Source organism: Actinopolyspora alba, from assembly GCF_900112765.1.
GTDB lineage: Bacteria > Actinomycetota > Actinomycetes > Mycobacteriales > Pseudonocardiaceae > Actinopolyspora > Actinopolyspora alba.
Map to the genome: position 1 here is coordinate 152,646 of NZ_FOMZ01000008.1, position 20,640 is coordinate 173,285.

At 68.0% G+C, this 20,640-nt stretch carries 16 protein-coding genes and 1 pseudogene; 9 read left to right on the plus strand and 8 right to left on the minus strand.

The window, feature by feature from the left end; genetic code table 11:
* The first annotated feature begins 77 nt into the window (after nucleotides 1-77).
* From moaA to BM150_RS13725, 4 genes are all read left to right on the plus strand, one after another.
* A complete protein-coding gene (moaA, locus tag BM150_RS13710; RefSeq protein ID WP_175496817.1) occupies nucleotides 78-1,136 on the plus strand; it encodes a GTP 3',8-cyclase MoaA in 1,059 nt (352 codons plus the stop codon).
* A 125-nt stretch (nucleotides 1,137-1,261) separates the two neighbouring features.
* A complete protein-coding gene (locus BM150_RS13715; protein WP_425427421.1) occupies nucleotides 1,262-1,609 on the plus strand; it encodes a MoaD/ThiS family protein in 348 nt (115 codons plus the stop codon).
* A 760-nt stretch (nucleotides 1,610-2,369) separates the two neighbouring features.
* Complete coding sequence (locus tag BM150_RS24930; protein ID WP_092927650.1) at nucleotides 2,370-3,053, plus strand: LysM peptidoglycan-binding domain-containing protein; 684 nt, start codon at nucleotides 2,370-2,372, stop codon at nucleotides 3,051-3,053.
* A 283-nt stretch (nucleotides 3,054-3,336) separates the two neighbouring features.
* A complete protein-coding gene (locus tag BM150_RS13725) occupies nucleotides 3,337-3,909 on the plus strand; it encodes a VanZ family protein (RefSeq protein WP_175496818.1) in 573 nt (190 codons plus the stop codon).
* 536 nt (nucleotides 3,910-4,445) lie between these two features.
* Here BM150_RS13725 and BM150_RS13730 read toward each other — a convergent pair.
* From BM150_RS13730 to BM150_RS13745, 4 genes are all read right to left on the minus strand, one after another.
* Nucleotides 4,446-5,432 carry a molybdenum cofactor biosynthesis protein MoaE gene (locus BM150_RS13730; protein WP_092927790.1) on the minus strand — a complete coding sequence of 329 codons (987 nt, stop codon included), beginning with the start codon at nucleotides 5,430-5,432 and terminating at the stop codon, nucleotides 4,446-4,448.
* 67 nt (nucleotides 5,433-5,499) lie between these two features.
* Entirely contained in the window at nucleotides 5,500-5,991 is a 492-nt protein-coding gene (gene moaC, locus BM150_RS13735) for a cyclic pyranopterin monophosphate synthase MoaC (protein WP_092927652.1), read from the minus strand.
* A 93-nt stretch (nucleotides 5,992-6,084) separates the two neighbouring features.
* Entirely contained in the window at nucleotides 6,085-7,572 is a 1,488-nt protein-coding gene (locus tag BM150_RS13740; protein ID WP_092927653.1) for an NAD-dependent malic enzyme, read from the minus strand.
* 284 nt (nucleotides 7,573-7,856) lie between these two features.
* The gene (locus tag BM150_RS13745; RefSeq protein ID WP_092927654.1) at nucleotides 7,857-8,051 is read right to left on the minus strand and encodes a hypothetical protein; all 195 of its coding nucleotides are present in this window, start codon (nucleotides 8,049-8,051) and stop codon (nucleotides 7,857-7,859) included.
* Nucleotides 8,052-8,245: 194 nt separating this feature from the next.
* Between BM150_RS13745 and BM150_RS13750 the strand changes: the two genes are divergently transcribed.
* Nucleotides 8,246-10,546, plus strand: coding sequence for a helicase-associated domain-containing protein (locus tag BM150_RS13750; protein WP_245755488.1), 2,301 nt, complete (start codon nucleotides 8,246-8,248; stop codon nucleotides 10,544-10,546).
* Nucleotides 10,547-10,738: 192 nt separating this feature from the next.
* Here BM150_RS13750 and BM150_RS13755 read toward each other — a convergent pair whose 3' ends face one another.
* From BM150_RS13755 to BM150_RS13770, 4 genes are read right to left on the minus strand one after another with little or no spacing between them, the layout of a single operon-like run.
* Nucleotides 10,739-11,347: a GTP-binding protein gene (locus BM150_RS13755; protein ID WP_092628936.1), complete on the minus strand. Its 609-nt coding sequence runs from the start codon at nucleotides 11,345-11,347 to the stop codon at nucleotides 10,739-10,741.
* A complete protein-coding gene (locus tag BM150_RS13760; protein ID WP_092927791.1) occupies nucleotides 11,328-12,074 on the minus strand; it encodes a DUF742 domain-containing protein in 747 nt (248 codons plus the stop codon). Before BM150_RS13760 ends, BM150_RS13755 begins: the two co-directional genes overlap by 20 nt.
* Before the next feature lie 31 nt (nucleotides 12,075-12,105).
* Entirely contained in the window at nucleotides 12,106-12,534 is a 429-nt protein-coding gene (locus tag BM150_RS13765) for a roadblock/LC7 domain-containing protein (RefSeq protein ID WP_017973097.1), read from the minus strand.
* Complete coding sequence (locus BM150_RS13770) at nucleotides 12,531-16,112, minus strand: nitrate- and nitrite sensing domain-containing protein (protein ID WP_175496819.1); 3,582 nt, start codon at nucleotides 16,110-16,112, stop codon at nucleotides 12,531-12,533. Before BM150_RS13770 ends, BM150_RS13765 begins: the two co-directional genes overlap by 4 nt.
* A 580-nt stretch (nucleotides 16,113-16,692) precedes the next feature.
* Between BM150_RS13770 and BM150_RS13775 the strand changes: the two genes are divergently transcribed.
* The 4 genes and pseudogenes from BM150_RS13775 to BM150_RS25100 all read left to right on the plus strand — a co-directional run.
* Nucleotides 16,693-17,715, plus strand: coding sequence for an ABC transporter substrate-binding protein (locus BM150_RS13775; RefSeq protein WP_092927792.1), 1,023 nt, complete (start codon nucleotides 16,693-16,695; stop codon nucleotides 17,713-17,715).
* Nucleotides 17,716-17,904: 189 nt separating this feature from the next.
* On the plus strand, nucleotides 17,905-18,669 hold the full coding sequence (locus tag BM150_RS13780) for an ABC transporter permease (protein WP_092927657.1): 765 nt from the start codon (nucleotides 17,905-17,907) through the stop codon (nucleotides 18,667-18,669).
* Nucleotides 18,666-19,472, plus strand: coding sequence for an ABC transporter permease (locus BM150_RS13785; RefSeq protein WP_092927658.1), 807 nt, complete (start codon nucleotides 18,666-18,668; stop codon nucleotides 19,470-19,472). The genes BM150_RS13780 and BM150_RS13785 overlap by 4 nt, the downstream gene beginning before the upstream one ends.
* Before the next feature lie 53 nt (nucleotides 19,473-19,525).
* Nucleotides 19,526-20,288 (plus strand): annotated as a pseudogene (locus BM150_RS25100) (ABC transporter ATP-binding protein); the annotation flags it as partial.
* Between the last annotated feature and the right edge of the window lie 352 nt (nucleotides 20,289-20,640).

A 20,640-nucleotide genomic window follows, 5' to 3' on the forward strand; every position in this document is an offset into this window, starting at 1 on the left:
TTACCGATTGAGCGCACCGGCACAAAACCGTTTCGCGCGATCGAATTCGCCCCGACCTGGCGGTTACGCTGAGCGGTGTGACTTCCGTGGACCTGGGCATCCCGGTCGCCCGCCGGACGATCGACACGTCGGCGCGTCCGGATACGCCGTACCTGGTCGACCGCTTCGGACGGATCGCGACCGACCTGCGGGTGTCCCTGATAGACAAGTGCAATCTGCGCTGCACCTACTGCATGCCCGCCGAGGGTTTGCCGTGGATGAAGCGCTCCGAGATGCTCGACACCGGGGAGATGATCCGGCTCATCGAGCTCGCGGTACGCGAACTCGGGGTGACCAACGTCCGCTTCACCGGTGGTGAACCGCTGCTGCGGCAGGACCTGGTGGACATCATCACCGCCACCAGCGAGTTGCCGCGGGCTCCCAAGACCTCACTGACCACCAACGGCATCAACCTCGGCAGGTTCGCCGACCAGCTGGCCACGGCGGGGCTCGACCGAGTGAACATCTCGCTGGACACCCTGGATCGGGAAACGTTCCACCGGCTGACGCGCCGGGACCGGTTCGACGACGTGCTGGACGGACTGCGTGCGGCCAAGGAGTCCGGACTGGAACCGGTGAAGGTCAACGCCGTACTGCTGCGGAACACCAACGATCACGAGGCCTGCGATCTGCTGCGGTTCTGCCTGGAGCGGGGCTACCAGCTGCGGTTCATCGAACAGATGCCGCTGGACCCGCAACACGGCTGGGACCGCGAGGAGATGATCACCGCGGACGAGATCCTGCGGATGCTGGGTGAGGAGTTCACCCTCACCCCGTACAGCGCCGAACGAGGTTCGGCCCCGGCCGAACGCTGGCTCGTCGACGGTGGTCCCGCGACGGTCGGAGTGATCGGCTCGGTCACCAGGCCGTTCTGCGCCACGTGCGACCGCACCAGGCTGACGGCCGACGGACAGCTGCGCTCCTGCCTGTTCTCGCAGACCGAGACCAACCTGCGCGAACCGATGCGGGAGGGCGCCGACAACGAGGAACTCGCCCGGCTGTGGCGGGAGACCATGTGGGCCAAGGCCGCGGGTCACGGCATGGACGAGGAGGGTTTCGCGCAGCCTTCCCGCCCGATGAGCTCGATCGGCGGCTAGAACTTCTCGAGGCGTTACTCGCTCGGTGGTTCGGCGGGCGCCGACCGGCGCGCGTCCGGACCTCCGAGCCGACACGGCATCCCGACGAGCCGACACGGCATCCCGAAAGGACTCCTCGGCCGATGATGGACGACCGGCAGGAATCACAGCTCGTCCCACCGGAGCCCGCGGAACCACCGCCGACGGGCTCCGCCGCCGCGACGACGGTCGCGGTGCGGGTGCGGTACTTCGCGGGCGCCCGCGCGGCGGCCGGGCTCGCGGAGGAGACGCTGCGGGTGAGCCCGAGCGCCGCTGACGTGCCGGTGTCCGCGGCCGACGTGGTCCGAGCCGTACTGGCAACGCACGAGGAACCGTTGGCCCGGGTGGTCGGAGCGTGCGGTTTCCTGCTCGACGGGGTCGCCGTGCGGGACGAGACCGTGTCGGTTCCGGACGGGGCCGAGTTCGACGTGCTGCCACCGTTCGCGGGCGGCTGAGCGGGTCCGCATCGCGATGCTCCGACCGACACCTCGGCTCTCCACCAGTCGCTGTCGACCACCGGCCGCGAGCCACCGGCCGGGAACCTCGGGCCGGGTACAACAGCGGCGAGGAACCGACACGCCGGAGACCATGCCTCGGCGTGTCTACCTAACTCTTTTGTGTGATTTCACCGGGATCTCACAGCCGCGTTTCCGGCGCCACATCTTCCGTATTCCACAACCGGGTGACGGATCACCCGATGAACCGTTTTCGACCGCGCTTCGCGACCATCGAATAGCTAAGAGTGGTAGAACCGTCCGTCGCGCAACTTCCTTCCACACGACAGCAAAAAATGACGGAGCGGACCTACCACACTGGATCTGTGCAATCGAAACCGGGTCCGCAAAGGTGACTCAGACCTCACCGCGAGTGATCGATATCGACTCGGAAACGGCTTGATAACAACGCCGTGCGCTGCACAAATACCCCTGATCGAGTGACCCCGAAACCATGTTACTGTGACTAGCGTCACATTCCATTAAGTTTCCGTTCGCTTGCGCGATTACGTACTGTTCCCATCGGTCGGCCCCGAACCGGCCGGAACAACGAGAAACCGGGAAGTCCGCAGCGCCGAGCTCTGCCCGGCGGGCTTCCTACCCCCGAGCGAAACGAAACCGGGCAGGGACGGGAAACCGCTGGAGTCCCCCGAAACTCCACGGAATCCGGGTTCCCTTCGGAGCCGTCGGAACTCCCGCAGGCGCGGCAGGAGAGAGGGACATGGCTCGTTACAAGGGCAAGCACCGTAAGTCGTCGAATTTCACTCGCAACGCCGCCAGGGTGGCCGTCGCGGGTGCTGTGGTGGCCACGCCGCTCGCGGTCGCCGCTCCGGCCAGTGCCGCGGACTGGGACGAGCTCGCCCAGTGCGAGTCCAGCGGGGACTGGCACATCAACACCGGCAACGGTTTCTACGGCGGCCTGCAGTTCACCCCTTCGACGTGGTCGGCCTTCGGCGGTGACCAGTACGCCCCGAACGCCCACCAGGCCAGCCGTGCCGAGCAGATCGCCATCGCCAAGAAGGTACTGGCCCAGCAGGGTCCCGGTGCCTGGCCGGGCTGCACCGCCAAGACCAACTGGGTCAGCGGCAGCACCGAGAGCGCGGGCACCGTCTCCGAGGACTCCGCCGCCCAGGAGCAGGCAGCCGCGCCGCAGGAACCCGCCCCGAAGCAGGACCCCGCCCCGGAGCAGGAGCAGCCCGCCGAGACCGAGTCGGACTCCGGGCAGCAGTCCCAGCAGTCCACGGTGCGCTCGAACGGCGCCGACTACACCGTCCGCTCCGGCGACACGCTGAGCGAGATCGGTCAGCGGTTCGGCGTGCACTACCAGGACATCTACGAGCGCAACAGCGACATCCTGGAGAGCGCCGACCTGATCTTCCCGGGTCAGCAGCTCGACATCCGCTGATGACGCGCTAACCGAAACACGGCCGAGCTCCATCGCGGAGCCCGGCGCCCGGACGCGAACCGGTTCTCGGGATCGAGGGAGCGAGCACCGGCCCGGCGCCTAGCCGGGGACGCGGAAACCGGGCCCCAGAGCTCGGGGCCTCGCCGCCTTCCCCCAGCGGCGGGGCCCCGTTCTTGTCCGCCGCACGATTTCGCAAGGGATCGGGGCTTCGGGCGCGGCTGGACACCGTTCGGCCACGGCACCAGAATGGATCACGGTTTCGGCCCCGATCGAAGGGAGCGCGGTGCTCGAAGCCGTGCTCCGAACCGTGGTGTCACCCGCTTCGGTGGCGGTGTTCGTGGTACTGGCGCTGCTGGGGGCCGCGCTGCACGGCAGGCTGGCACGAGCCGCCGGAACGCGAAAGATCCCGACCCTGGCCGCGACGACGGCACTGGCCGCCGGAACGGCGGTGACGCTCACCCCGCAGAGCGGACCGGAGTTCGGGCTGTCCACGCGCCGGATCTTCGCCTGCCCACTCGGTTGGCCCGACAGCTCGGGACTGTTGGATCTGCCCACGCCGACCCAGAGCTCGTTGAACTCGCTGGTGCTGCTGCCGTTCGGGGTTTGCGCCGGGCTGGCCGTGCGGAACTGGCTGCAAACGACCGCTGTCGCGGCGGTGATACTGCTGTTGCCCGCCCTGGTGGAGGCCACTCAGGGATTCACGTTGTTCGTTCGGCACTGCAGCACGCAGGACTGGCTCGACAACGTCAGCGGCGGACTGCTGGGGCTGGCACTGGTGCTGCTCGTGCGAGGGATCACGGTCGTGTTCACCGGCGCACGACACCACGACGGTTCGAGCGCCGAACAACGACGATGAGCCTCGCCGGAGCCGCGGCACCACCACCTGGGTGTCAATTTCTCGAGAAATCGCCGCGCCGCTGCGCCGGGGACCCCGGTGCGTGAGTCGGATGCATCGCGAGGCCGGGCCGCTCGCCGCGTAGGTCGCTACTCACCAACCGACTGATGTCCTTTTCGGCGTGGCAACGCCGAACCACCACGCACGCAGCCCACACCGCCGCGGGTTCTCGCGTGCGGCTCTCGCGAGGAAGGCCCGACGTTGTGTAGGTCGCTACCCGATGTCGGGCCTCCCCGCAGCGAGAGCCGTGCGCGAGGTTCCGCCACCTCACCTCGGGGCGGCGTCGATTTCTCGCGAAATCTCCACCCCGAAGACCGCCGTGGGGACGCGACCATACGGCGTGAGCAGCGCGCATGTCCCCGGTGCGTGAGTCGGATGCATTGCAAGGCCGGGCCGCTCGCCGCGTAGGTCGCTACTCAAGAGCCGGCCCAACACTCCCAAGGCGCCGACTCACGTGCCGGCTAAGCAACCACCTGATCAAGGCATCCTGACACTTTCTAAGGGCAGTTGACCCACTCTTCCTGCCCGTCGTCGAAGACCTGGCGCTTCCACACCGGAAGCCGCCGCTTCACCTCGTCCACCAGCTCCGCACAGGCGTCGAAGCCCTGCTTGCGGTGTTCGGCCGAGACCGCGCAGCCCAGCGCCACGTCACCGATCCCCAACATCCCGGTGCGGTGCTGCACCGCGAGCGCGCGCACCCCCTCCGAGCGGGAGAGCACATCGGCCGCCACCTCCGAGATCACCTCCTCGGCCGAGGGATGACCGGTGTACTCCAACTCCTGGACCCCGCGACCACCGTCGTGGTCGCGGACGGCACCCGCGAACGTGACCACGGCACCCGCCGCGCGATGCTCCACCCGCTCGGCGAGCCGGGACACGTCGATGCTCTCCTCGGTCATTCCGGCGATCACGACTCCGGCCTCCCCGAAGCTGGCCACCGAGTCCGCCGTCGCGGGCTCGGCCGTGCCGCTCCCCGCGGTCGCGGTGGGAGACAACTCCGGGCCGCGGTGATGATCACCACCGCGCAACTGCTCCAAGGCGTGCTCCAGCACGCCGTCCAGCACCTCGAGACCGTCCCGCACTCCCCCACGCGATCCGGGAAGGTTGACGACGAGCGTGCTGCCCGCGACACCGGCCAGCCCGCGCGAGAGGATCGCGGTGGGAACCTCGGGCAACCCGGCCTCGCGCAGGGCGTCCGCCAAGCCCGGCACGGGGAAGTCCAGCACCCGCGCGGTCATCTCGGGAGTCCGATCGGTGGGGCTGATGCCGGTACCGCCGGTGGTCAGCACGACCTCCACCTCCTCGGAGACGGCCGAGCGCAACGCTTCCCCCACCGGCTCGCCGTCGCCGACGACCTCGGCGTCGGGCACCCGGAAACCGCGCTGTCGCAGCCAGTCCACGATCACGGGACCGGTGCGGTCCTCGTAGACTCCCCGCGCCGCGCGGTTGGAGGCGGCGATCACCCGGGCGCTTCGTTGGGTCATGCTGTTCTCCCCTGCTGCCTGCCGCTCTGCCGAGTATTCGACCTCGGTGCCCATTTCCACGCCGTGCTCATTCCGAGTCGTCCGGGCGGGTCCACACCCCGGTTTTACCGCCCTCCTTGCGCTCGACGCGCACCTCGTCGAGCACCGCGGCCGGATCCACCGCCTTGATCATGTCGTGCAGCGCCAGTCCGGCGCCGGTGACGGCGGTGAGGGCTTCCATCTCGACCCCGGTCCGGTCGGTGGTACGGACCGTGGCGGTTATCCGCACCTCCCGCTCCGCGGTTTCGAGTTCCACCCGCACTCCGGCGATCGCGATGGGATGGCACAGCGGAACGAGGTCCGGGGTTCGTTTGGCGGCCATGATGCCCGCGATACGGGCTGTGGCGAGCGCGTCCCCCTTCGGGAGGTCGTACCGGCGCAGCTGTTCGATCACTGCCGCCGTCGTACGCACCACCCCGGATGCCACCGCGCTGCGGGCGCTGCTGTCCTTGTCGGCGACGTCGACCATCCGCGCGGCACCGGACTCGTCCACGTGGCTGAATTCGTGCTGTGTCGCCATGCGGCGAGCCTAGACGATCGGCACCGGCGCGACACAGGTGTGCGGCCGCCGTGGGGTCCGACGGCGGCCGCACTGTGAACCGGTGGTGCTTCGTCAGATATCGGCGCTCTCGTCGAGTTCCGCGAAGCCCGGCGCCACGGCACCCACCACGGTGCCGCCGGCGGCACCGCCCTGTGTCGCCGGGGTGGCCGACTCGCCGGAGACCGCGACCCTGCGGACCGCGTCCGCCACGGCCGGCGCGACCGTGGTGTCGAACACGCTGGGCACGATGAACGAGGCGTTGACCCGATCATTGCCGTCCACCACGTCGGCGATGGCGTTGGAAGCGGCCAGCATCATGTCGTCGGTGATGTCGTGCGCGTGCGCGTCCAGCAGTCCTCGGAAGAACCCGGGGAAGGCCAGCACGTTGTTGATCTGGTTCGGGTAGTCGCTGCGGCCGGTGGCGACCACGGTGGCGTGTCGCTGCGCGACCAGCGGATCCACCTCGGGATCGGGATTGGCCAGCGCGAACACGATCGCGTCGTCGTTCATGGCGGCCACGTCGTCCTCGCTGAGCAGGTTCGGCGCGGACACCCCGATGAACACGTCGGCACCCCGCACCGCGTCGCTCAGCGTCCCGGTGCGTTCCTCGGCGTTGGTCTGCTCCGCGATGGAGCGCAGGTGCTCGTCGGCGTCCTGCCGCTCGCTGTGCACGATGCCGTCGATGTCCACCGCGATGATGTCGGCGGGATCCTTCTTGCGCAGCAACCGGATGATCGCGGACCCCGCGGCACCCACGCCGCAGACCACCACCCGACAGCCCGAGAGATCCTTGTCCACCACTCGCAGCGCGTTGCGCAGCGCCCCGAGCACGACGATGGCGGTGCCGTGCTGGTCGTCGTGGAAGACGGGGATGTTGAGCTTCTCCCGGAGCCTGGCCTCGATCTCGAAACAACGCGGTGCCGCGATGTCCTCGAGGTTGATACCACCGTAGACGGGGGCGAGCAGCTCCGCGGCTCGGATGATCTCCTCGGTGTCCTGGGTGTCCAGACACACCGGCCAGGCGTTGACCCCGGCGAACTTCTTGAACAGCGCCGCCTTGCCCTCCATCACGGGCAACGCGGCCTCGGGACCGATGTTGCCGAGCCCGAGAACTGCCGAGCCGTCGGTGAGTACCGCGACGGAACTGCGTTTGACGGTCAGTCGGCGCGCGTCGTCGGGGTTCTTCGCGATGGCCGTGCACACCCGTGCCACACCGGGGGTGTAGGCGCGGGAGAGGTCGTCACGATTGGCCAGTGCGACCTTCGAGTTGACTTCGATCTTGCCGCCGAGGTGCACCAGGAAGGTCCGATCGGAGACCTTGCGAACGTGCATACCCGGCAACGCCTCGAGAACCTCGGTGATGTCCTCGGCGTGATCCGCGGACAACGAGTTGCAGGTGATGTCCACGACGATGCGGTCGGAGTGCGACTCCACCACGTCGAACGCGGTGATGACCGCACCGGTACGGCCGACCGCGGTGGTGAGATCACCGGCGGCGTTCGCCGAGGGCGGTGCCTCGACACGAACGGTGATCGAATAGCCCGGACCTGGAACCGGCATGTAGCACCTCTGTCAGTGATGAGCTCTCGCGAAACCCTGTGGCAACTCCGAGACTAGAACTCACCATCGCGGCACCACGGCGACCCCGTCCCCAACGGGTGTTCGTCCCCACCGACCAACGCACCGGGCAGAACCCGACCAACCGGCCCCTCGCCGTGCCCCGCCCGCCGGAACCTCTCGCGCCCCCCGGCCGCGTGTGGTCGATCCGACACCGCCACATCGGGGAGCACCGGCGGTACGTCAGGGGCGAGCGGGGCGGCAACCGTTCACGTGAGCGAGTACCGCTACGAGCTCTTGTTGATCCTGGTCTCGGGATGGTGGTAAGGCACGGAACCCTCCGGCAGTGGGAAGGTGACCTCCCCGAACGGGGACATGGCGCCCTGGCGATCGGCCAGGAACTCGGTCACCGGGTGCCCGTCCTCGTCGTGCGGCCATTCCGGGTCGATGCGCTCACGTTTGGACTTGTTCGCGTCGGTCACGCCAACCTCCTTCGGGGATTCCCGCCGCGTACGCCCGGTGGTCCCGGCCGGAACCGAGCCGCGAGAGGGTTTCGAACTTACCTGCTGGAAGCACAGTCTGCCTGATCCGAGGTGTTGCCCCCACCACCCCCGAACGCCGAGTGCCGTCTACCACACACCACCGGGCAGCCACCCGCACGGGTATGTTGGAACGGATGCCCGCCGATCCAGCCGCGAACGAACCGTCCCCCGAAAGCGTCGACTCGCTGACCGAACTACTGCGTTCCGGCGACGACCGGCAGCTGCTCGCACTGCTGCGTTCGCGACCCGACCTGGCGACACCGCCTCCGACGGACTCCGCGGTGCTCGCGGCACGCGCGACGGTGCGTTCCTCGGTCACGCGCGCCTGCGAGGACCTGGACTCGTTCAGCCTGAACGTGCTGGAGGCCCTGGTGCTGCTGGACGCCGACGAGCGAACCGTGTCGCTGGAGCGGCTCACCGGCTTCTTCGGCGGCGAGGCCACGCGGGAACAGCTACGGTCACGAATCGATCCGCTGCGGGAGCGCGCCCTGGTGTGGGGATCGGACGAGGCGCTGCGCACCGCGGTCACGGTGCGGGAAACCATCGGCGCCCACCCCGCGGGGCTGGGGGCCGAACTCGGCGGACTGTCCGAACAACGCGCCCGGGAGGTCCTGGCGGAGCTGGACGACGAGGAACTCGGCGTCGTGACCAAGCTCGCGGGTGCTTCCCCGATCGGGCGCACGGGGCAGGCCAAACCCGGCGCGGAGCGTTCGGACACCCCGATCGGTCGGCTGCTGCTCCGCGGTCTGCTGCTCCGGCGGGACGAGAACACCGTCGAACTGCCCCGTGAGCTCGGGCTCGCCGCGCGAGGCGACCGCCCGATGGGGAACGTGGCGACGACGGAACCGGTGCCCGAACTCGACGAGCACGGCCAACAGCGCATCGACGGCACGGCCGCCGGTGAGGCGCTGGAGTTGAACCGCCACGTCGAGCTGTTGCTGGAGAGCTGGGGACAGGAACCTCCGGACGTGCTGCGTTCCGGCGGCGTGGGGGTGCGTGACGTCCGTGAACTGGCCAGGAAGCTGGACAGCGACGAGACGCGCGCCGCGCTGGTCGTGGAGCTGGCGGCGGGGACGGGACTGATCGACACCAGCCCCGATGAGGACCCGCAGTGGGTTCCGACGGTGCAGGCCGATGTGTGGTTGGCCGCCTCCCCGGAACACCGCTGGGCACTGCTGGCCGGGTCCTGGCTGGAACTGCCCCGGTTGCCCGGGCTGATCGGTTCGCGGGACGCGCGGGACCGGTTGCTGGGGACGCTGTCCGAGGGACTGCGACGCTCCTCGGCACCTCGCGACCGGCGGCGCGTGTTGGAGTTGCTGGACGAGCAGCCCGGCGGATGGGGCTTCCGTCGGGACGACGGCGTGGCCGCCGTGCTCGCCTGGCGCGCTCCGCGACGCGGCGGCTCGATGCGCGATGAGCTGGTGACCTGGACGCTCCGGGAGGCGAGGGCGCTGGGGATCGTCGCGCTCGGGGGGCTCTCCTCGGCCGGGCGTGCGCTGCTGACCGGTGACGAGAGCGCTGCCGCCGGAGTGATGGCCTCGGCGATCCCGGAACCGGTCGACCACGTGCTGGTGCAGGCCGATCTGACCGTGGTGGCCCCGGGCAGGTTGGAGCCGGAGCTGGCCGCCGAGCTGAACCTGGCCGCCGACGTGGAGTCTGCGGGCAGCGCCACGGTCTACCGCGTGAGCGAGTCGAGCGTGCGACGAGCGCTCGACGCCGGACGCAGCAGCGAACAGCTGCGGGAACTGTTCGAACAGCGTTCCCGCACCCCGGTGCCGCAGGGACTGACCTACCTCATCGACGACACGGCCCGCAGGCACGGCAAACTACGCGCGGGAACGGCTTCGTCGTTTCTGCGCTGCGACGATCCCGTGGTACTCACCGAGGTCCTCGGCAAGCAGCAGCTGGCGCACCTGGGGCTGCGCCGGATCGCCCCGACCGTGCTGATCAGCCCGCTGCCGTTGGAGCAGCTCGTCGACGAGTTGCGCGGCAACGGTTACGCGCCGGTCGCGGAGAGCACCGACGGTAGTGTGCTGGATCTGAGCCGGGGACCGCAGCGGATCAAGGGCCGGGGCAGGTACGGCGGAGCACGCGGCGAACCGAGCAATTCCGCTCGTCCGGACGAGCAACAGCTCACCGAGCGGGTGCGCACCCTGCGGGCGGGAGATCAGGCCGCCGCCACGCGGGGCAACACCATCGCGCCCGAACGCGGCAGACCCAGTGCGAACGCGACGCTGGAACTGCTGCGGGAGGCGGCGCGCCAGAGCCACAGCGTGTGGCTGGGGTTCGTGGACGCCCAGGGTGGAGCGACGCAGCGGATCGTGCGGCCGGTCAGCGTCGGCGGCGGCGTGTTGCAGGGATTCGACTCCACCCGAGGCGAGCTGGGTGACTTCCCGCTGCACCGGATCACCTCGGTGGCGGTGGTCGACCAGTGAGCGGCACGCTCGGAGATCCCGCGACGGAACCAGCGCGACCGGGCACGAACCGGCACTCGGTCGGTACCTCCGGAGCGTCGTGGCTTCCTCCGCCGGGCACTCCCACGCGGCGGCTCGGCCCCACTTCGGGGGAGAAGCGACTCACGCGCCGGGAGGCCCGACCGTCCCCTGCCACCGGGGACGGCGAACCGATCAGCTCTGCGAGGTCGCCATCCGCTGCCGCATCGCGTGCTGCACGAGTGTGATCAGGGTGTTCTTGGTGGACTCCTTGTCCCTGGCGTCACACCCCAGGATCGGCACGGATTCGTCGATGGTCAGCGCCTCCCGCACGTCCTCGAGACGGTGGTGCAGCACCCCGTCGAAGGTGTTGACCGCCACCACGTAGGGCAGCTGACGATCGTCGAAGAAATCGATCGAGGCGAAGGCATCGGCGAGACGGCGGGTGTCCACGAGCACCACCGCGCCGATGGCGCCCCGGACCAAGTCGTCCCACATGAACCAGAAACGGTGCTGACCGGGGGTTCCGAACAGATACAGGATCAGCTCGGAGTCCAACGAGACCCTGCCGAAGTCCATGGCGACCGTGGTGGTCACCTTGCCCGGCGTGGCCGTGAGGTCGTCGACCCCGACGCTGGCCTCGGTCATGACCGCTTCGGTGGTCAACGGGAGGATCTCGGAGACCGATCCGACCAGGGTCGTCTTGCCTACCCCGAAACCACCGGCGACCACGATCTTCGTCGAGGTCTTTCCACCACCGTCTCCACCGTTCATCGCGTGGGGATCAGAGCCTGCGAAGCCCACTGAGCACCCTTTCCAAGAACTCCATGGACGGCCGGTCGCCCACGACCATTCCGCTATCGTGAATCTCGACCAGGCCGAGACTGGCCATATCGCCGATCAGCACTCGCACCACTCCCAGCGGAAGCCGCAGGTGCGCCGAGATCTCGGCGATCGAACGGGCATCCGTGCACAGGCCACAGATCGACCGGTGTTCCGGCGTGGCCTGAGCACTCTGCGTGCGACCTCGCTCACTGGTCGAGACCAGGGTCTCGATCGCGAGTTCGTAGTCGCTCCGGGTACGCCCGCGTGTCCGGGCGTACGGCCGCATCAGCGAGCCTTCTTCCTCCGTGTCGTCACCCGACGTGCCGTCCTGTCCCGGAATGGAAGGCATCGAGGAGGAAATCGACGGCATGGACTGCGACAGCGGGGACATCGGCTGCGAGATGGACGGCATGGACATCGGACCGCCGCCCGAACCGTCCTCACCGCCACGCGGCTCCTGGCCGGAGGCGGCTTCGCCGTACTCCGAGCGGTAGTCGGATCCGTAGAGATCCGCCCCCGGTCCGCCGAAGAGTCCGCGCTGGTACTCCTCGGTGCTGGCGGCTTCGCCGCCACGCGGCGCGCGTTGCCCTCCGGCACCGCCGTCCGGAGCTTCACCGAGGAAGTCCTGCTGCCAGTCGTCACCCATCCGTTGGCTGTAGAGCCGGAACAGGTCACCGTCCCAGTTCGGGTTGGCCCCCTCGCTCATCATGAGCTCCCAACGTCAGCCTCGGCTGATCTCATCGACCCATACCCTGCAACTGAGCGCGCAGCTCGGGGGTGAGCTGTCGCCCGACACGCTCCACCAGCAGGGTCATCTCGTAAGCCACCAGACCGATGTCGGCATTGGGCGCGGCCAACACCGCCAGGCAGGAGCCGTCACTGATCGACATCAGGAACAGGTAGCCCTGTTCCATCTCGACGACCGTCTGGGTGACGTCACCTGCCTCGAAACAACGCGCGGCGCCTTGGGTAAGGCTGACCAGCCCTGACGCGACGGCGGACAACTGCTCCGCACGGTCTCGGGGCAGACCCTGCGATCCTGCGAGCAACAGACCGTCCGCGGAGACCACGACAGAGTGCGCCACGCCGGGTACCCGACGCACGAAGTCGGTGATCAGCCAACTGAAGCTGTTGCTGCTCATGGGTTGTTGGACGGACCCGGTCACTCCTGCTCCTCGGGACGGCTCGGAATCGAGCGGGACTGTTCGGTCGATTCTGGTTCGACCTTTGCGTGCCTACCACGCCGGACGCCTTGCTGGAAGTTGGACATTCTGCCACGGACGGCCGAGGCCGACCGGGGCACTGCCGGTTTGCTGGGCGGCGGCGACTGGTGTTCTGTCGCCGAGCCCGGAACAAGATTCGACTTCGGTCTGCGCTTGGGCAGCCCTGCCGCGGTTTGTTCCTGTTCCTGCTCGGTCTGCTGTACGAGTGCTTCGGCGGCCTCCCAACCGGCGTCGCCGGCGCCCCAGCCCGGGTCCTCACCGGACTGACGCGCGTCGGCCACCCGGTTGCGCTCCTCGCGATTGGCCGCCCTGCGGCCGGAGAAGGCGCTCATGGCGGTTTCCGAGCTGTTGGAGCCGCCGCTGTCGGTCGCGGGTCCGGGCTCCGGCGCGGGGGCGGACCCGCCGGGTTCCTCGTGCGGCACTCGCCGTTCGTGCCCCTCGGGCTCGGCGGGCCGCGAAGCGGGCTCGCGCTGCCCGGCCGAATCACGAGCGCTCGGTTGGGAACCATTCCACGACTCGCCTCCGGTAACACCAGCATCGAGATCGCCACCAGACGATACCGTGTGGTTCATACCATTACGTCGCGAGTCACCGCCATGGTCGCCGGTGAACGTCGAGCGGCCCGGCCAACCGATCGCGTCGTCGACCAGCTCCGAGTCGGAGGGCAACTCGGAGTTGTGTTCCAGGGTCGAACGCCCCGAAGCGGCGGGTTCCCCGTCGTCCTCGCGGAACCACTGCGAGAGCACCGCTTCGTATATCGGCAGTCGCTCGGTCGGGGTGTCGTCCATCTCCGGCCCACCCGAGCCGGAACCGAGTCCGACAGCGGGCACCTGCTCGGTGATGCCGGTGTCACCCGCGGCAGCGGGCGGTACTGCCCCGGCGGGTTCGTCCTCCGGCGCGGGGCCGGGCCAGGACATGTGTTGTTCGGTCTTCTCCGACTCGAACGGACTGTGGAACAGGTCCGGAGAGTCCTCCAGGCCCGGAGGTACGGCGCACTGCCCCTCGTATTCGTCCTGGAAGTCCGATCCGGCCGCGCGGGACGAATCCGCCGGGCCGGGCCAGTCCATCGTGGGGCGCTCGTCGCGCCGGTGTTCCGGTTCGTCCGGGTAATCCCGCGATCCGGAATCGTGCTCCCATCGCGGCACCTCGGTGACTCCGTATGTCTCCCCCGAGGACAACCGCACCGAATAGCTCGGGGTCTCCGGCGGCTCCGAATCCGGTGACCAGGGTTCCGGTTGTTCCTCCGGCCACGGGGTTCGCGTGGTCGGTTCCGCCTCCAGCGCCGCCGGACTGTCCGGGACGGCGTCACGTTCGTCGAGTTCCGGGGAGTTCGAGGGGAACTGCTGGTGGTAACCGTTGTTGGCCTGCGGTTGCTCCAACTGGGCCGAGCGGTCGGCACCACCGAACGCGGCGGCGAGCCCCGAGTTGGAACCGGTCTCGCCCATGCCGTCCCGCGACTGCTCGCGCGGCATGTCCGGCATCGGCATGGGGCCGTTCGGGGTGAGCTGCACGATCAGCTCGCCCGGCAACCGGACGGTGGCGGTGGCGCCGCCCTCGAGGTCACCGTTGTTCTGCAGTTCGACCGTGACGTGGTGCCTGCGTGCGAGCTGACCGACGACGTAGAGGCCCATTCGGCGCGAGACCGCCACGTCGATGTCCGGCGGGCGAACCAGCCGGTCGTTGATCTCGTCGAGCTGCTCCGCGTCGACGCCCACACCGCGGTCCCGGATCTCCAGCACGAGCTCCTGCCTGCGATAGGCGGTGCGCACGGTGACCTCGGTGTCCGGGTTGGAGTAGACGGTGGCGTTCTCCAACAGCTCCGCGATGAGGTGCACGATGTCGTTGACCACGCGCCCCTGCATCGCCAGTTCGGGCGTCTCGCCGATGACCACCCGCGCGTACTGCTCCACCTCGGAGACGGAAGCGCCGATGACCTCGCTGAGCGGAACCGGGCGCACCGTCCGGCGGGTCAGATCGGTGCCACCGAGAATGAGGAGGTTCTCGTTGTTGCGGCGCATCCGGGTGGCGAGGTGGTCCAGTTCGAACAGCTGGCTGAGCTGGTCGGGGTCCTGCTCGTCCTGTTCCAGCCGGTCGATCAGCGACAGCTGACGCTGCACCAGCGTCTGACTGCGGCGTGCCAGGTTGACGAACAGGTCGTTGACGTTGTTGCGCAGCAGGGCCTGTTCGGAGGCCAGGCGCAGCGCCTGCGCGTGCACCGCGTCGAAGGAACGCGCCACCCTGCCGATCTCCTCGGTGGTGTGCACCGGGATCGGGTCGATACGGCTGCGTTCGCCCAGGTCCGGATTCTCGTCCTCGAGGATGGACTCGACCGCCTCCGGGAGCCGGTTGTCGGCCACGTTCAGCGCGGAACGCCGCAGCGTGCGCAGCGGCAGCAGCAGTGAACGCGCCACGAGGAGCGCGATGGCGAACGCCACGACCAACACGAGGAGTACCAGCACCACCACGACGTAGGTCTGGGTGCGAGCGGCACCGGCGAGCTGGTCGGCCTGGTTCTGCAACTGTTGCCGGAGCTCCGACTCCACCTGGTAGGTGAGGTTCACCGTCTGCGTCGCGGTGCGCATCCACTCCTGCGCGTTTATACCGCTCAGCCCCTCACCCTGCTGAGTCTGCACGATGGCGGTTTCTTGCAGGTCACGAGCCTGGCCGACCGCGAGACCGGAGACGGTGTCGTTGTAGCGCTGGATCTGGGCGTTGGTGGCGCGCTTGCGGAACTCATCCAGGGCGGCTTCCATGCTCGCGTCGGTGGCGAGCAGTTGCCGCTGACCACCGATGCCGAACTCGCCGCTTTCCAACGCCGAGAGCAGTCTGGCTCGTTTGACCGATTCCTGCTCCTTGACCCGGGACAGCGCGTTGGTCGCCCGGTAGAGCCGAACCACGCTCTCGTTGTTGATCCTGGTGACGGCGCGCTCACCGAGCGCGATCAGGTTGTCCACCGAGGCGCTGTAGGCGCGCAGCGCGGCCTTGGCCGGATAGGCGGTCTCGTCGGTGACCGTGCGCAGCGCCTGTAGCCGGTCCAACCGGTTGACCGCTTGCTCGTAGGGCGTGGCGACAGTGGAGTTGCCCTGCTGTTTCGCCTCGTCGATCGCCGAGCGGAACCGCTCGATCGCGGCGTCCACGGCGTCGCGCTGCTCGGTGAGCTGGGAACGTTCACCGCCGCGTCCGGCAGCGATGTAGGCCACCGTGAGGTCGCGCTCGCGCTGTAACTCGTGCACGACCTCGGCGGATCTGGTGTCCAGAGTGACCTGCTGTCGCATCCGGAGCAGTTGCTGTGTCTGGTTGTAGTCGGAGACGACCTGCAGAGCACCGAAGACCAGCGCTGCCAGCGCCGGAACGAGCAGAACCACCAGCAGCTTGGTACGCAGGCGCCAGTTGCGCATCCGCAGCCCACCCGAGGGTCGCTCCTCGGAGTGATCGTCGACCGGACCGCTGCTGCCGTTGGCAGCGGGTGCCTCCCCCGGCGCACCCGTCTCACTCGCGGTCGCGGTTTCCGCACCCGTCATCAATGGGTGTGAACCCGCTGACCCCGTCCCGGTCGACCGATCGGGGCCTTTGTTTCCTCCGGCCACTCGTGGCTTCCTCATTCCGACAGTTACGGGCACGTGTCGTCTCCGCAGTGCGGACAATCGACACCGAAAACACGGAAAGTGCAGCTCAGGGGATGGTCGTCACCCTGACATCCCGAACGCACCACCCATGGAGCCGGGGCTGCGCGACTCCTGCGGGCGGCCTCAGCGTACTGGCGCGCACCGCGATCGGGAAAGTGGGTCGCTATACGTACCGTTATTCACACTATTGCCAGGCTTAGACCTTTAGAGGGTAATCACCCGGGTAGATCGGCACAGCGAGCTACCCCCGCACCGCGCTGTGAGATAAAACACTCAACGAGGTGTGCGCGCCTGAGATCAATCGCACTTGTTATCCGAAAGAGATTCATTGTTCGCACTGTGTGTCCAAATAGCTCATTGAGCATCACCCTTGTGGTGGTGTAACTATTGAGCTGTTGACTCTTAGTACCGGAACCGTGAAAGTAATGACCTGTTCGCCGTCCCGTTCAGATCACCCGAAAGAGCATTGCTGATCATGGTTCGACCTGTTACGCGCGGCGGCCCCAGCGGCCGCTCACTGTCCCGGAGAGCGCTGGCGCTCGCTGCCGGAGTCGGTCTCTTCCTGACTTCCGGTTGCGGCCTGCTGAGCGGCTCGGAAGGCAACGAGGAATCGAACTCCGGGATGACCACCATCAACCTGGGCACCATGCCCGCGGTTGACGTGGCCCCACTGCACCTGGCCAAGGAGAACGACTACTTCGCCGAAGCGGGACTGAAGATCAACACCACCACCATCGCCGGTGGTGCGCAGGGAATCCCGAAGATCGCCAGCGGCGAGCTGGACGTCACCTTCGGCAACTGGGTCTCGTTCATCCGGGCCAAGCAGCAGGACAAGGTGGACGTCAAGGCCATCTCGGACGCCTACCAGGCCACCAAGGGCACCTTCCTGCTGATGCACATGCCGGACGGATCGGTGCAGAAACCGGCCGATCTCGAGGGCAAGAAGGTGGCCGTGAACACGCGGGCCAACCTCAACGAACTCACCGCGGTGAGCGCGTTGCAGACCCGAGGGGTCGACACCAGCAAGATCGAGTTCGTCACGATGGACTTCCCGGACATGCCCGCCGCACTGGAGCGGGGCGATGTCGCGGCGGCCTCGGTGATCGAGCCCTTCATCTCCCGTGCCAACCAGCTCGGCGCGGAGACCCTGCTGGACCAGGCCTCCGGCCCGACCGCGAACATGCCGATCGCCGGCTACGCCGCCACCAGCGAGTGGGTCGAGCAGAACTCCGAAGCCGCCGCCAAGTTCCAGCGCGTGATGTCGAAGGCCCAGGCCGAGGCCAACGGCGACCGCAACGCGGTCGAGGAACTGCTGCCGAACTACACCAAGATCAAGCCGAAGACGGCTTCGCTGGTCACGATCGGCACCTACCCATCGACGCTCGAAGCCAGCAGGCTCAAGAGCGTCGTGAGCCTGATGGAGAACAACGGTGAGCTCCCGGCGAACCAGTTCGACATCAAGACGATGCTCTACCAGGCGCCCGAAAGCAGCGAGTGACCTGAGGACGAGCAACAACAGCCGGGCCGCCGAACGCGGCCCGGCGTTTGCTTTGCCGCTCGACTGATCGAGGTTTTCCGCCCGGGACGGCGAGGCGCTCGCCGGGCCGAAGCTCCCGGCGGGACGAGCCCGTAACAGTGTCCCGGATCGACGGATCCCGGCCAAACCATCGGAACCAGTCAGGAAACCATGCGTAACACCTTACGCGCGCTGATCGGGGTCGCCGTCTTTCTCGTGATTTGCGAGATCGTCGGCCGTTCCGGTCTCGCGCCACAGCAGTACCTCCCACCTCCGTCCACAGTGCTGCAAGAGCTCGTGCGGATGCTCGGCGAGCAGGACTTCCTGCGCGACGTGGTCGCCACCGTGCTGGCATGGCTGATCGCGCTGTTTTTCTGCGCGGTGATCGCCGTACCGGCCGGACTGCTGCTCGGCAGCGTGCCGTTGCTGCGCACCGCGGTGACGGCGCTGATCGAATTCCTCCGCCCCGTTCCCTCGGTCGCACTGATCCCGCTGGTCGTGGTCGTGGCGGCGGGCAGCCCCGCGGGCAAGATCTTTCTGGCCGTCTACGCGGGTCTGTGGCCACTGCTGTTCAACACGATCTACGCCATCGGTGAGATCGACGACCAGTTGCTCGAGTCCGCCAGGGCGTTCCGGATCTCGCGAACGCAGGTGCTGCTGCGCGTGAAGCTGCCCAACGTGATCCCGTTCGTGTTCACCGGTCTGCGGCTGTCCGCGAGCACCGCGCTGATCGTGCTGATCAGTGCCGAGATGCTCATGGGCAGCAACGGCGGGATCGGCCACTACATCTACCTGGCCAGCAGTGGTGCGGGCCGGATGGATCAGGTGCTGGCGGGAACCCTGGTCGCGGGCGTGTTCGGCTATCTGATCAACGCGGGCATGGCCGGCGCACAGCGGAAGTGGATCACCTGGGCACCCGCGGGAGGGACGTCATGAGCACCGAAGGAACCGGGGTCCGCACTCGTGGCCGGCTGACCGGAGCCGCGCTGCAGCTCACGGTGCTGGTCGTGTGCGTGCTGCTTTGGCAGTTGATCACCGTCGGCGGTGACAACACGTTCTTCCCCACCCCGCTCCAGATCATCACCAGGACCTGGGAGCTGTGGTTCAGCGGTGGGATCGGCACGCTGTTCCTGACCGAAGCCGCGTTCGACGACGTGCTGCCCAGCATCGGCAGGCTGCTGCTGGGATGGCTGGTGGCCGGAGTCGCCGGAGTGGCACTCGGACTGGCGCTGGGCCGTTCGCGCAACGCGCTCGCCTACGTCGGGCCGCTGTTGTCGTTCGCGCGTTCCATCCCGCCCCCGGCGCTGCTGCCGGTGTTCATGGTGCTGTTCAGCATCGGGTTCAAACTGCAGCTGGCCACGATCGTCTTCGGCTGCGTGTGGCCGATCCTGCTCAACAGCGCCGACGGCGCGCGTTCGGTGGACGTCACCAAGACCGAGACCGCTCGCGCCTTCCGGATATCCCGTCCGCTCTGGTTCGGCTCGGTGGTGCTTCCCAGCGCCGTGCCGAAAATCTTCGCGGGTCTGCGGATCAGCCTCTCGCTGGCGCTGATCATGATGGTGATCTCGGAGCTGGTCGGGGCCAGTGACGGCCTGGGCCACGCGATGGTGCTGGCACGCGACCAACTCGACTACGAACAGCTCTGGGGCGGAATCGTACTCATCGGCGTTCTCGGCTACGTGCTGAACGCGATCCTCTCGGCTGTCGAGAGCCGTGTCCTCAAGGCGGTGCCGCAATGACCAACACCCTGACAGTGGAGCAATCCGAACCGATAACCGACAGGAGCGACACCGTGCCGAAGATGCTGGAAGTCACGGGGTTGGGCCACACCTACGCGGGCAGTCAACAGCACACCGCGATCGGCGACGTGTCGTTCGACGTGGAATCGGGCCAGCTGGCCTGCATCGTCGGCCCTTCGGGGTGCGGCAAGTCGACGCTGCTGCGTTGCCTCGCCTCCCTGATCACGCCTAGTCGCGGCGAGGTGCGGATGCACGGCGACCTGGTGCGAGGTGTTCCGGAGGACCTGGCTGTCGTCTTCCAGGACTACAGCCGCTCGCTGTTCCCGTGGATGAGCGTGCGCGGAAACATCGAGTTCCCGCTGCGCTCCCGCGGCATCGGCAAGTCCGAGCGCCGCGAACGGGCGGAACAGACCCTGCGGTGGGTGGGACTGTCCGGTTCGGAACGCAAGTACCCCTGGCAGCTCTCCGGCGGCATGCAGCAGCGCGTGGCCATCGCCCGGGCGCTGGCTTGCCGTCCCGCGCTGCTGCTGATGGACGAGCCCTTCGCCTCGGTGGACGCGCAGACCAGGTTCGAGCTCGAGGATCTGCTGCTGCAGGTGCGCAAGGAGCAGGACACGACGATTCTGCTGGTCACCCACGACATCGACGAGAGCGTGTACCTCAGCGACCGGGTGCTGGTGCTGTCGAAGTCCCCCGCCTCCATAGTGGCCGATCTGCCGGTCGAACTCGGTGAGGACCGCGACCAGATCAGTACGCGCGAGTCGGAGACCTTCGTTCAGCTGCGTGGCGAGATAGCCCGGTTGTTGCGAAGCCGTGAGCAGCGGGCCACCCCGGGAAGCACCGAGCCCGCGGAGGTCGCCGACGAACCCGCCTCCGAGGAGACTCCGGAGGACGCGGCCGAGCGTACCGAGGACACGACTCCGGAAGACGACGCGGAATCGGCCGCGACAGCGGAATCGACCGACGATGCGAAGCCGGATTCCGAGACCGAGCCGGAGTCCGACGAGGACCGGGCCGGGTCCGACGAGGACCGGCCCGGGGCGGAGGAAGCCGCTCCCGATGAGGAACGGGATTCCCACGCGGAATCGGGGGAGGCCCGCGAAGCGGACTCCGAAACCGAAGCGGTGGCCGAGACAGCGGTGGGTTCCGAGGCCGACGAGGTGGAGTC